Origin of the sequence: Bacillus sp. FSL R5-0712, from assembly GCF_038593285.1 — a bacterium.
GTDB classification, from domain to species: domain Bacteria; phylum Bacillota; class Bacilli; order Bacillales; family Bacillaceae; genus Bacillus; species Bacillus safensis.
On the sequence record NZ_CP151981.1, the window covers coordinates 1,801,362 to 1,814,488 of the forward strand.

Annotated in this window: 12 protein-coding genes and 1 pseudogene; 3 read left to right on the forward strand and 10 right to left on the reverse strand. The window is 39.0% G+C overall.

Annotation, left to right across the window (positions count from 1 at the left end; translation table 11 throughout):
- Nucleotides 1-10: 10 nt before the first annotated feature.
- A complete protein-coding gene (locus tag NSU11_RS09020) occupies nt 11-958 on the reverse strand; it encodes a carbon-nitrogen hydrolase family protein (protein ID WP_212051887.1) in 948 nt (315 codons plus the stop codon).
- A gap of 100 nt (nt 959-1,058) precedes the next feature.
- Here NSU11_RS09020 and NSU11_RS09025 point away from each other — a divergent pair, with 100 nt between their 5' ends.
- A complete protein-coding gene (locus NSU11_RS09025) occupies nt 1,059-1,949 on the forward strand; it encodes a LysR family transcriptional regulator (protein ID WP_257802831.1) in 891 nt (296 codons plus the stop codon).
- Between the two features lie 146 nt (nt 1,950-2,095).
- On the opposite strand, the pseudogene NSU11_RS09030 reads toward NSU11_RS09025, so the two are convergent.
- Nucleotides 2,096-3,238 (reverse strand): annotated as a pseudogene (locus NSU11_RS09030) (choline esterase).
- A 60-nt stretch (nt 3,239-3,298) separates the two neighbouring features.
- Here NSU11_RS09030 and NSU11_RS09035 point away from each other — a divergent pair.
- Nucleotides 3,299-4,066, forward strand: coding sequence for a pentapeptide repeat-containing protein (locus NSU11_RS09035; protein WP_213405075.1), 768 nt, complete (start codon nt 3,299-3,301; stop codon nt 4,064-4,066).
- A 34-nt stretch (nt 4,067-4,100) separates the two neighbouring features.
- Here NSU11_RS09035 and NSU11_RS09040 read toward each other — a convergent pair whose 3' ends face one another.
- The 7 genes from NSU11_RS09040 to NSU11_RS09070 form a co-directional block, all read right to left on the reverse strand.
- Complete coding sequence (locus tag NSU11_RS09040) at nt 4,101-4,523, reverse strand: cytidine deaminase (RefSeq protein WP_044334523.1); 423 nt, start codon at nt 4,521-4,523, stop codon at nt 4,101-4,103.
- Nucleotides 4,524-4,655: 132 nt separating this feature from the next.
- Nucleotides 4,656-4,928, reverse strand: a complete 273-nt coding sequence (locus tag NSU11_RS09045) for a DUF2651 family protein (protein WP_024425174.1) — start codon at nt 4,926-4,928, stop codon at nt 4,656-4,658.
- Between the two features lie 229 nt (nt 4,929-5,157).
- The gene (locus tag NSU11_RS09050) at nt 5,158-6,078 is read right to left on the reverse strand and encodes an alpha/beta hydrolase (protein ID WP_024425175.1); all 921 of its coding nucleotides are present in this window, start codon (nt 6,076-6,078) and stop codon (nt 5,158-5,160) included.
- A 34-nt stretch (nt 6,079-6,112) separates the two neighbouring features.
- On the reverse strand, nt 6,113-6,514 hold the full coding sequence (locus NSU11_RS09055) for a MerR family transcriptional regulator (protein WP_024425176.1): 402 nt from the start codon (nt 6,512-6,514) through the stop codon (nt 6,113-6,115).
- A gap of 157 nt (nt 6,515-6,671) precedes the next feature.
- On the reverse strand, nt 6,672-8,135 hold the full coding sequence (locus NSU11_RS09060; RefSeq protein WP_197172881.1) for a family 1 glycosylhydrolase: 1,464 nt from the start codon (nt 8,133-8,135) through the stop codon (nt 6,672-6,674).
- Between the two features lie 23 nt (nt 8,136-8,158).
- Nucleotides 8,159-10,060, reverse strand: a complete 1,902-nt coding sequence (locus tag NSU11_RS09065; protein WP_197172882.1) for a beta-glucoside-specific PTS transporter subunit IIABC — start codon at nt 10,058-10,060, stop codon at nt 8,159-8,161.
- 113 nt (nt 10,061-10,173) lie between these two features.
- On the reverse strand, nt 10,174-11,016 hold the full coding sequence (locus NSU11_RS09070; protein ID WP_073205807.1) for a PRD domain-containing protein: 843 nt from the start codon (nt 11,014-11,016) through the stop codon (nt 10,174-10,176).
- A gap of 342 nt (nt 11,017-11,358) precedes the next feature.
- Between NSU11_RS09070 and NSU11_RS09075 the strand changes: the two genes are divergently transcribed.
- A complete protein-coding gene (locus NSU11_RS09075) occupies nt 11,359-11,667 on the forward strand; it encodes a DUF4870 domain-containing protein (RefSeq protein ID WP_025093214.1) in 309 nt (102 codons plus the stop codon).
- Nucleotides 11,668-11,721: 54 nt separating this feature from the next.
- Here the strand turns inward: NSU11_RS09075 and NSU11_RS09080 are convergent, their stop codons facing one another.
- Complete coding sequence (locus tag NSU11_RS09080) at nt 11,722-13,125, reverse strand: HAMP domain-containing sensor histidine kinase (RefSeq protein ID WP_149126600.1); 1,404 nt, start codon at nt 13,123-13,125, stop codon at nt 11,722-11,724.
- Nucleotides 13,126-13,127: the final 2 nt, after the last annotated feature.

Below are 13,127 nucleotides of genomic sequence, written 5' to 3' on the forward strand. Positions count from 1 at the left end.
TCGTGTGATTTCATCGATTTATCCACTTTACATTTTCTTTTTTCTCTTCATTGACGACGAGCTGGAAGACATCAGGTCTTGAATAATGTCCTACGACATCGAAGTCAAATTGACTAGAAGAAATATCACGCAAATCAAGATCTGCCAGCAGTATCTCTTCTTGACCATAGACAGGTTCTTTTATATATTCGCCTAACGGACCGACGATTGCACTTCCCCCTCGGCACATTTCATCAGGAGAAGATGCTAATTCATCATAGCAGGCTAAATCTTTAGGATACATCTCTTTATTCACATATTGATTACAAGATAGAACGAAGCATCGGCCTTCTGCGGCAATATGGCGAATCGTTGATTGCCATAGCTCCCTGGAATCTGCCGTAGGGGCTATATAGATTTGGACGCCTTTTGCATACATCGCTGCTCTAGCTAATGGCATATAGTTTTCCCAGCAAATTAAAGCGCCTATTTTACCATATGGTGTATCGAAAACCGGCAGTGTGCTGCCATCCCCTTCTCCCCATATGAGTCGTTCAGATCCTGTCGGCTTTAGTTTACGGTGCTTTCCAAGTAAGGTTCCATCTGGTCCGAAAAACAATACGGAACAATATAAAGTCCCGCGGCTTGATTCATCATCTCTTTCAATGACACCAATGACGAGGTAGACACCAGCTTTGCGGGCTGCTTCTCCTAATCTGTCTGTCGTTTGACTAGGAACTGGAACTGAATTTTCTAAGTAACGAAGCCAGTCCTTTCTTCCTTCTGGAGAACGGCTTCCTACTGTGGCGCCAAATGCTAGTCCTCTTGGATAAGCAGGTATAAAAGCTTCAGGAAATACAACAATATTGGCTCCTTTTTCTCCAGCCTGAAGTGTTAACGAAATGGCTTTTTCAATACAAGCTTCTCTATCCATAATGACAGAAGCAGCTTGCACAACAGCAACTCTACATGTTGACATCTTACCCCCTCCTTATTCTCAGTGTAAAAATAAATGTTTATCATGTACAATATATCATCATCATAATGAGTATGCCTTATTGGAATAATGGGAGGATAAAATGAACATACGGGACTTTGAAATTTTTAAAACAATTGCGGAATGTGGAAGTTTTTCAAGAGCAAGTGAAAAGCTTTTTATCGCACAGCCTTCCCTTTCTAAAACCATTCAAAAATTAGAGAAAAAACTGGGTGTCATCCTATTCGATCGGTCAAATCGAATTTTTAGGTTAACGGATGAAGGACAGCTTGTATATGAAAAAGCGATTGCGGTGCTGCAGCAAATGAATGAGCTGCAAATGGAGCTGGGTGATACCGAGACGCATATTCGCGGCCATTTAAAGATCGGTCTGCCACAAATAATTGGTACCTTTTTCTTTTCCAAAGTGGCAAAGTCTTTTACTAAAAAGCATCCAGATGTGACGCTCGAAATGATTGAAGAGGGCGGCTTGCATGTAGAAAAACTCGTTGAGAAAGGCGAAGTAGATGTTGCCTTTGTTGTCATACCTGCGCAAAGTCATGAATTAGAAGAACAACTCATTTTTGAAGCGCCATTTGTGGCTTGTTTACCAAAAAATCACGCTTTAAAAGATGAACAACAGCTCTCACTCGAACAGCTTAAAGAGGATAACTGGATATTGTTTGATTCTTCATTTGCGTTGAGTCAAGTGATTTTAGATAGCTGCCGTAAGGAACATTTTGTTCCCAACATCGCTTACAGCACAACACAATGGGATTTGCTTTTGACATTAGTTCGTGATGAACTTGGAGTGGCGATCCTTCCAAGTCCTTTAACGGATATGTACAGAGAGGACATTTGTGTAAAACCAATTAGCAGTCAATATATTCCCTGGAAAATTGGCATTGTCGTGAAGAAAGATCGATATAAAACACGTGCTTTGAAGGCTTTTTTAAAAATCGTTGCGGATATCTATTCTGGGGAACAGAAATAGAAACAAATAAAAAATCATCCTTCTTAGTTTATAACATGGAGAAACTGAAAAAAGCCTAATTCCAAGGCTTTTTTTCATTTTATATGCTGTTATCTGGCCATGATTGCACCGTTCAGCCATGCAATAGACAAGAGACCATCAGGTCATCACTTTCTACTCGTTTTCTTAATCAATTCCACGCCATCGTATGACAGACTTTCCACATGTACAGGCTTTTGCAGAATGTAATGATCAAAAAAGGTCCTTGTATAGTCTGTGATAAGATTCTGCATCTCCATCGCATTCCGTTTGCCTCTCAGTTCTTCGTTTACACCGGTAAACAGGATGTCGCAATAATCTAAATGTGCAGCATGGTCAACAGAGAAATAATAGGTTTCCATGCTATTGTTAGCACCAATGATCGCATTCATATGATAGTTAGGCTCAGAAAAAAGCAGCAAAAAGGGTTTTTTCAGGTCGCTGTCAAGAAGACCGAATGCACCGCTATCGAGGCCGATCCCGCAGGCAAATCGGTCGTCATCCCGGCAAACAATCGCTGTCGTAGGCCCTCCGTAAGAATGTCCGATTATGCCCATGCCGGCGTCAAGCAACAATCTTCCATTAAAGATGGAATTGAGTTCCCCGGAGTCTAGTTTGTAAAGATAATCGGCTGCATACCTTACATCCTCTGCCTGTAATTCACTATATTTTGTTAACGGATGAAGTATTGGCAGTGTTAGGACATTACGGCATGTTTCAATGGCAGTTTCATCGTCTGGCCGCATCGTCATCTGACCAGCCAGGGCCATCATGTCTGGATCTTCAGAAAACGCCATAATGACATCTGAAAAATCCTTTGATACATTAAACAAACGCCCATCTTTCCGCTTATACATCGTGCTGCTTTGATGACCGATACTGACGACAACATACCCCATGCTTGCAAGGTCTGTACAGATCACAGTCCCCCATTCTGGAGAGCCGCCCCCGCCGCAAACATAAAATAACACTGGATAGCGTTCTTCTTTCCCGGAAAGAGCCAGGTCGTCTTAACAATGCGTTTGGATATCGATAGAGAAAAAATCCTTTTCCTTCATATACTCAGTGACAAGCAGCTGGTCATGCAGCATTTCGTATACTTCAGGAAACATGTACGTTGATAGGATCTTCCCTTCATTGCTATCAGACGGATCGTATACAAATGCGGTCAGTTCTCTTTTTGAGTGATCAAATGCCGTGTACTCAAAATCCATCTGTGTGCGCCCGGCAGTATAGCCGCCGATTGGTTCTGGGAATGCGTCAACCGACATGAACTTGCTGGAAGGTATTCATCATTGGAAAAGATTCTGAAGAAATGATAGGTGATCACAATGAGAAGGCTTGAGTCTGGTATGTCAGTAGACAATGAAATATTTTCGGATATTGTCAGGTATGAACATGAAACGATAAGTGGATCGACGATTAGCAACTCGAATGTTCATTCACCTATATTTTGGAGCTGTCAGCTGCGTCATCTTGTATTTAATACGTGTGATCTGACGAATGCGAGATTCTTTGCAGGTAGTACGATTGAGCATTGTACGTTTATTCGTTCCGATTTGCGCTCTGTTGGGATTGCTAAAGGCGAGGCTGTTTTTACGAATTGCGAATTTTCCTCCTGTGATATGAGAGGAATGACATTGGAAAATGCTGCGTTTATCAACTGTACATTTTATCAATGCAGGTTTAATGACCGCATTTTACAAGCAGCGAATATCGTTCATTGTACCTTTACCGGTAAGCTAGTGGATATAACGTTTGAGGGAAATGGTAAACAAAAGCTGATCGCCAACTTTGAAAACTGCATTCTTGACGGTGTTCGCTTTACAGGCTGTGACCTGTCGCAATGTATTCCGCCAGCTTCCAAAAACCATCTATATGTTGAAAAGGTCTCCGCGCGTGTCAAACAGGCATTGCTGAAGATAAATCATGACCCTCATCTTTCTGACGAGGATCGGAAAGTACTGGTACGCAGCCTGCGCAGGCTTGAGCATATGGAACAATATATTTTTAACACGGCGCATATGGAGAACATACATGGGGCTGATTTTGTGGAGCGATTTTTCAGTTATCTGGAATGTAACAAAGAGAACGCTTGATGCGTCCCTCTTCCTGCTAAGTCTAGGTCGTACATCAACTTCTAGTATATTTGAGTGGAATCAGTTCCCCGATTTTCACTTTGACTAGTTCGCCATCTATTTCTATGATGACAAAACATTCTGGTCCGAAATCTGAAATGAGCTCTCTGCAGATGCCGCAAGGGCTTACGACCCTCAATCTTCTATCCTCTTCATCTGAATATGGATGTCGAACGGCAACTATTGTATCAAAATCTTTATATCCATTCGATAAAGCACTGCCAATTGCAATGGCTTCTGCACAAACCGTTACCCGTCCGATATACGCTTCTATATGGACAGCCGAGATCATTTCTCCTGTTTTCATGCGGATAGCGGCTCCTACATGGTGTTTATCCTCTTCATAAAGGCTCGTAATCTTCTTTTTTGCTTCGTCTATTAACTCTACATCTTTTGGAGTAAGATCAAATGTGTGCATTGTGTCCCCTTCGCCCTTCTATGCTCGTTTTGAATATACTGATCTATTATACCAAACTTCAGATAATGGGCGGTTCCGCTAGATGAAGAATGGATACAAAAAAGCTGATTTTTGTGACCATCAGCTTTTTCGTTATGCTCTTTTATAGCGGGCATACATATATCGAATGATTTTTGTGATGACAGAGGTACACATGCATAAAAAGGTCATGACCACGACCCAATACATATTTGACATGTCAAACCCAGTATAGGCAAATATGAAAATAGTGGAGACTGCAAATGTGATGATAAGAACGATGTAAACTCGCTTAAAGATGCAGTAGCCAACAATCCCCCATACCAAAGATAACAAAGGCAGTGTAAATAAGATTAGCGCCATGGGATGAAGAAAGAAAACACTCATCATGTCACTCTCCTTTATGAACCGGTGAACAACCGAATATGTATCATATTAATAGGAAATCCGCACGTTGTAAACAAAAAATGGAATTTAAGGAATGTTTAATCTGAGGCGGATTGACATTCTAAATGTATGTCATGTTGAATGGAAAAAGACTGCTTTCAGTAAGCAGCCCATTTCGCTAAGCTTTCAAATATTCAAGCCGGAGCATTTTGATATGTGAAAAGAGCATCTAACTATTTATCACCTGAATGATTTTTTCCTGAGCGTCTTGTGCCTCAGGGATTGGCATGACGACAAATACATGCAGCATTTCTGGATAAACAAAGGTTTTCATGTCAATTCCTTGTTCTGTTAGCTTTTCATCAAGTTTTAGTGCATCTGGATATAAAATATCATGTGTTCCAATAAAATGAGTGATCTTCGCAAGACCGTTAAAGTCACCGTGAATTGGACTGATTAATGGGTCAGTTACCTTTTTATCTGCTGCCCACATTTTTGTAATGACATCTATTCCTTCTGGCGCTAGAATGGGATCTTTATCGGCATATTCAAATATAAGAGGATTGCTTAAACTCATATCAACACATGCAGATAATAAAATGATATCCTTCGGCTGCGGCAGACCTTCCATCTTTAAGAGGTGCGCAAGGCCAAGAGAGATATTTCCGCCCGCTGAATCACCCATGATCGTTAATTGATCGGTACTCTCAATTGTTTTTAGTATTTCTTTATATAGATTTAGAATTTTTGGATAGGTATCTTGGTAGCTGTAATGAGGTAATTTAGGGTAAATAGGAGCGATCACTTTGGCGTTAAGGGACCTAGCCATTTTATTCATGTACCACCAATGGAAATCGAGAGGCTGGTTTACCCAGGCACCACCATGTATATATAAAATCACCTTTTGTTTTTGCGACATTTGGTCATTCAATGTGAAAACCTGCATTTCTTCGAAAGTCTGCTCCTTTATCTCACTCTTTAATTTCACATCGTCTCCGATTGCATAAGGCTTTATATTTTCTATTTGAGACAGAAGATTTTTGGTTTTTTCGACACTAGCAAAACTCTCTTTATTACTTTGGGACGTGAATAATGTTTCAAATTGAATACTTTCTTCAGAACGTTCTCCATTAAAAATGTCGATACTCATTTTGTTTCCTCTCCTTTACTTTAAGCAGATATGTTTATTCGTCATCCTGATTCATCATACGAAATGATTTGAGATACACTTGTACTTCTTTCTCAGGAGTCTTTAATAAGTTAGATAAAAGGTCTTGTATGAGACGGAGACTGTCAATTTTCTTTTCAATTTCTTCATGTTTTTGATGTACAATTCTTTTTAAAGTATCAAGTTCTATGTCTTGACTCAGCATTTCCAATATTTCTTTTATTTCCTTTAGTGAATAACCCAATGATTTGGCATCTTTGATCAATTGAATTTTCACAATATAATCTTCTGTGTATAGTCTATAACCGTTCGAACGGCGTCTCGGGACAGGTAAAATGTTGTGTTCTTCATAGTAACGAATTGCGGCAGGGCTTATTCCTGTTTGTTTGGCAAGTTCTCCTCTAGTCATCAACTCCATCGTTACCCCTTTTTCGTAATTTTGTCTTTCTATATTTACATTATAAAGGTTGAAGTATACTTCAAGGTCAAGATACGTTTTCGTAAAAAACAAAACACCATCGCATGCAGCCGGTTAAGGCGCCCTGAGATGGTGTTTTACATCATTCAATTTGCTTTTATAGGTCTTCTCCATTTGATGCGATTACATTTTTGTACCAGAAGAATGAGTCTTTGCGGTAACGATTCAGTGTACCATTTCCTAGGTCGTCTTGATCCACATAGATCAAACCATAGCGTTTAGTCATTTGAGATGTTCCGCAGCTGATTAAGTCAATGCAGCCCCAAGGTGTGTACCCCATTAAGTCAACACCTTCTTTTACGGCTTCTTTCATCTGTTCAATATGTTTTTTCAAATAATCAATTCGATAATCATCGTGTATTTTTCCGTCTTGTGTCAATGTATCCCTTGCACCAAGTCCATTTTCACAAACAAATAAAGGCTTTTGGTATCTGTCATACAGTTTAATTAATGAAATGCGCAGACCCATTGGATCGATCGGCCAATCCCATTGTGATAATTCCAAGTGTTCATTTTTAATCGGACTGTCAAACGTACCCGCTAGCTCAGCTGCATCTTCACGTGCTTCTGCTACATGGGACATATAGTAGCTGATCGCCACAAAATCAACAGTGCCTTCTTTTAAAATTTGTTCATCCTGCTCTTTAATATCCAGCTTGATTTGATTATCAGCAAAGTATTTTACCATGTATGTTGGATATTCGCCTCTAGCTTGAACATCAGGATAGAACATATTCAATTGATTCGATTTGACTGCCTGCAGCTGATCCTCTGGTTTTGTTGTTTTTGCATACGCTTCAATCTGGTTAATCATACAGCCAATTTGGACATCTGGAATGATTTCCTTCGCAGCCTTCACTGTTAAGGCACTTGCCACAAATTGATGATGAGATGCTTGGTAAGCAGCTTGTAATTTATGGTCTACTAGATCCTCTAAAATTCCAGCACCTGTATAAAGGCTATTGAGGTTCATATTCATTTCATTAAACGTAATCCAATATTTCACTTTGTTTTTATATCTTTCTAAAATCGCACGTGCGTATTTTTCGAACAATGGGACAAGCTCTCTACTCATCCACCCATTATATTTTTCTGTTAAAGTAATCGGCATTTCATAATGAGACATCGTTACTAGCGGTTCAATTCCATATTTCGCACATTCATCAAATACTTTATCGTAAAAAGCCAATCCTTCTTCATTCGGCTTGTCCTCTAAGCCTGTTGGAAAGATTCTTGCCCATGAGATAGACAAACGAAATACTTTAAATCCCATTTCTGCAAACAGTGCAATATCTTCTTCATAACGATGATAAAAATCAATTCCGCGTCTTTTTGGGAAATCAAATGCATCAGGATTTTCCTTGTACTTGTTTAGTTCAGCTGAACTCACATCGAATGTAAAGTTGTTCACTTTTCCTTGTGCGTAAGGATCTTTATATGCAGCGAAGTCTGAAGTTGACAGCCCTTTTCCGCCTTCTAAATATGCACCCTCTATTTGATTGGCAGCGGTTGCGCCACCCCATAGAAAATTATCTGAAAATCCTTGTTTTAATTCTTTCATTTCAATCATCCCTTCTATTTTGATTAATGAATGAGCATTAAGAGTTTATTTTCTCCTGCGTTGACATAAGAGTCACCTGTATAGATAACATCCAGGTACTTCGAGGAATTAGTGACGATGATAGGTGTCACGACATCTAATCCTTTTGATTGAATTCCTTCTATATCAAATGATAATAAATGATCCCCGATGTTGATTTCATCTCCTTCTTCCACCAATACCTCAAAGAATTGACCATTTAGGCTGACGGTATCAATCCCTACATGTATTAATAATTCAACCCCATCATCTGAAACCAAACCAATTGCATGTTTAGTAGGTGTAACGGTCACTACTTTTCCGGCAAACGGCGCTTGTACCACCCCCTTATCAGGTATAATCGCTACTCCCTTGCCCATCATTTCGCTTGAAAAGACGGCATCATTTACGTCAGATAAAGGAACGACTTTACCAGTTATAGGTGCTTGTACTTCATAAGGATTTACTTGTCTGGCAGCTTGTTGATTGACTGGATTTTCTGGATTTTTAGATGGCTTTCCCTGTTTTTCTGGCTGCCCTTCATCCTTTGTGGCAGGTTCATTGAAGCCAAGAAACATAGTGGCAAGCAGTGAGACCAAAAAGCTCAGCGCTATTCCAATTAAAGCCAGCTGAAAATTATTTGTGCCTTTCATAATATAGGTTGGCAGAGATGTAATACCTGGAATTGAAAATGCTGTCGTTTTGACTGAGAATAACCCATAAAAACATCCGCCAACTGCGCCGCCTATTAATGAAGCATAGAAAGGTTTTTTCAATCTCAGTGTTACTCCATAAATGGCTGGTTCTGTAATTCCAAAGAAACTCGGAAGCAATGTTGATAACGCCAAAGACCTTGTTTCTACTCGTTTTGTGCGAATGATGACCCCTAAAACGGCACCTGCTTGTGCCATATTGGCAATAAAGTTCATCGGAAGCAGCATGATATCGTAGCCAACTTTTTCAAAGCTGGCAAACGTGCTTGGGAAGAATGCGTAATGCATCCCAGTTAGCACAATTAAAGGCATGAGGCCTCCCATTAATAAACCTGCAATCGGCCCAGCAAAATGGAATAAAGAAGTGAAAAAGATCTCTAAATACTGACCGAAAACGTTTCCAATAGGCGCTATGAAAGCTAGTGTAAGAGGCGCCGTGATCATTAAGCTCAGTACCGGTGTAAACACGATGCTTAAGGATTTTGGAATCACTTTCGTTATCCACTTATCAATAAAGCTAAGGAGCAGCACTCCTAAAATAATCGGTAAGACAGAAGAAGTATAATTATTTAATGGAATACTCAATCCTAAAAAACTAAGTGGATCTGCCCCTTTTGCTGCACCTTCCACCAACGTTGGGTACAATAAAATCCCAGCGAGTGCCATCGCAAGAGATTCTCGTGTTTTAAATTTCTTCGCTGCAGAATACGCAATGAGGAAAGGTAAAAAGTAAAAGACAGCATTTGAAAAGATTTGAAGTACAGCATAGGTAGAGCTTTTTTCCGTCATCCAGCCTAAACTAACGAACAAAGCCATGATCCCTTTTATCAATCCACTACCAACAATCGCCGGCAAAATCGGTGTGAAAATCCCGCTAATGACATCGAATACGACTTCGATTGGATTCATTTTTGACGTATTTTTAGCAGGAGTAGAATCATTGCTGCCCTCTCCAATCAGATGGTCGATTTCCTCATAGACTTCTGCAACCTTTGCTCCAATAATGACTTGGAATTGTCCGCTTTGGAATTGCGCTCCCAGCACACCGTCTACTGTTTTCAGTTCATCTACTTTCACCTGTTTTTCATCGTTGATATTAAATCTCAGCCTCGTAATACAATGCCAGCTTTGAGATATATTGCCGGTTCCACCGATTAATTTAATAATTTCTTGCGCCAATTCTTTGTTTCCCATGTCTTCACCCCTTCATTTTCACAAAAAAAACCTAAACAAAATCCACCATTAGAAAGACTTCTAAATGGAGATTTGTTTAGGTTAATGCTTTTTCATAACACGCCTAAAAGAAATCATTTATTTTGTTGATGTTTCTTTGTAATTCTTTCAATATGAATGACTAGAAAAACAAGTTCGTCTTCAGTGACATTCCAATTGAATTCCCGCTTTAACATTTCTTTAATAATTAAACCGCATGCATAGCTCTTCATATAACGATCCTGAATTAATTCTTTTAATGAATCATCCATTTGCTGCGGTGGTTGATTTGTTTCTTGTCTGACAATAAAATATCTCAAATGAGTGATAAACCTCGAATAATCTATTGATGATTTATCTAACACCATCTCGAAAATGTTTTGAATAATCTTAACGATTTCCTTCGTGAGATGGGTCATTTTGATCGTATCTCCCATAGACTGACCATCTATTTGAGCGTTTACAAAATGAAGGGCAATGAGTGAAGCCTCTGTATCATGAAAAGTAATCCCCATCATTTTTTGAATAATTTTAAGTGCTTTTTTCCCAATTTGATATTCTTGAAAATATAGATGTGGAATTTCCCATACAATTGGGTTTTCATATTCCATTTTTTCTTGATGCCTTTGAATAGAAAAGGTAAGATGATCAGATAGCGAAAACAGCATGCTAGAACCTAATTTTTTATTCAACATCTCTTCGCCCATATGAATGATTTTTTCAGTTAATAAAAGGATATCAGTTGGGATAGCGGCAAGTTGAGATTCTAATGGAGACGTCTGATCAGAATAAAATGTCTTACTGACAGCGCTCTCATCAAGTGTATCACCCTTTTTCTTCTTAAAGCCTATTCCTGTACCAAAAACAACTACTTCATTTTGAGTGTCTGTTAGAGCTAATACGATATTATTGTTTAAAACTTTAACGACGGTGAACATCTTCATCCCACCTTACCTAAAACTGCTAAAAAAGCATAAAAAAACACCAAAATCTCAGCAAACAACGTACAAATGTACAACATGTTTACCTGACTTGGTGGTGCCTGATGATATCAGTAACACTCCTGCATCGGTTACGACTTTATTGTAAACACAGGATAAACCAAAGTCAACTATTTTTTTCGGTAAAATAGATTTAAATACCTATATTATAGTATGTCGTTTATAAATTATTTTAAAAGGTAAACATTTTTAAGGTTGCTGTAAGGTTCAGATTAATACGGATTAAGGTTGAGGTAGTACAATGTGTTTGTAGTGAATAAATCATAGAGGTGAAACGTTTTGAGAGAAAATAAAGTCTTGTCATCATTATGTTACTTCAGTATCTTTTTCGCACCATTTTTGTTCCCAATTATCGTCTATTTCTTAGGTCAGGACGAAGTGAAATATCATGCGAAAAAATCATTATGGACGCATGTCATACCTTATTTGATTTTTGGTATTGGCATCCTTGGTTCAGGTTTACTTGGTATGAAAGATATCAGCCATGCGGGGCCTTTCTTAATTGCGACATATGCAGTGACATTCCTTGTTGCCATCTACTTTTTCATTTGGAACATTGTGAAAGGCATCAAAGTATTTTCAGAATAAATAATAGGTAAAAAACGGTTCTGTTGTTGATCAGAACCGTTTTTTTGTCTATTTTTATGCTGGTAGTTGGATATCAATTGTTGTTCCTTTTCCTACACTGCTGCGGATCGTGATGTCCCCGCCGTGCTTGACGATAATATCCTTTGCAATGGCCATCCCAAGACCAGAGCCAGCATGTGAAACTCCTGTATTCGTCCCCCTGTAATAGCGGTCAAACACTTTTTCCAGCTCTGCCTCTTCTATTCCTCTGCCGTTGTCTTTAATCGTGATATGGGTTTTTTCTTTTTGTTCAAGCTGTACAATAATCGTCACATCAGGATCATTGTGAACGAGGGCATTTAAAATCAGATTGGTAACCGCTCTTCGAATGAGGATTTTATCAATATTCAGCATGAGCTTGTCTTCATTCGTTTGAAGCTCAATCGTCTGATCCGCATATCTTGAATCGTTTAAAATATCAATTAACGTTTCCCGCAGCAGTGACACGATGTTGACCAGCTCTTTATTGAGCATGACGCCGTTATTTTTCAGCCTTGTCGTTAAATTCAGATCCTCCATAACATCTTTGATATACAATGATTTATTCTCAATGATGCCCGCGTAATGTCTGATGTCTTCTTTTGAAAGAGGATACTTTGGGTCTTTCATGATTTCTGCATAGCCTTGAATAGAAGCGAGCGGCGTTTTAATATCATGAGTAATATGGCTGATCCATTCTTCACGCATTTGCTCTAGTTTGTCTTTTTCTTTTTTGCTTGAAGCGAGCTGCTCTGATAAGTGATTGACATTATAGAAGACATCTTTATAAATTCCTTTAGCAGGAAGATTTGTCGTGTAATCTCCGTTTGCCAGCCGCTGGATGCTATGAATGGCACGGCCGAGCGGTTTTGTGAGCTGCCGGCTGAATAAGTAACCAATGAGTAAAGCTATGATGGCATCAATTGATAATAAAATCATCGTCCCGATATTGAATCTTGTTACTAAATCCTTCGTGTCAAACGAGAATAGGTATTTTCCAATGGAAGGATCTTTAAATCCGATAAAGTAACTGTATTCTTTGCCCTTTACTTTTTTTCCGCCAGCATAAATGGTCGATAATAATTGCTTATCTTTATATTTATGTAAGTTCACGATGTCAATCGGTGTATATTTGTTCTTTAATCCTTTAGGTGCCTGCGCATGATACACGTCCTGTCCATTTTCGTCTAAAATTTGAATCCATGCATTCTGTTGTTTTAAGGCTTTCTGTCCTTCTTTGTTTACGGTTATCCCTTGATCAGAAAAAGAGACGTATTGTTCAAATGATCTTGTAAAGGTTTCAGGCGTATTTTCCTCGTTATGCTGGCTGTTTGCCTGAAGTACGAGCCAAATCATAAATACAAATAAGTTGATAAAGACCGTGATTATGGTCACGATAATGACAGAGACCATATATCTGCCTGTTAATCGCCATTTCATCC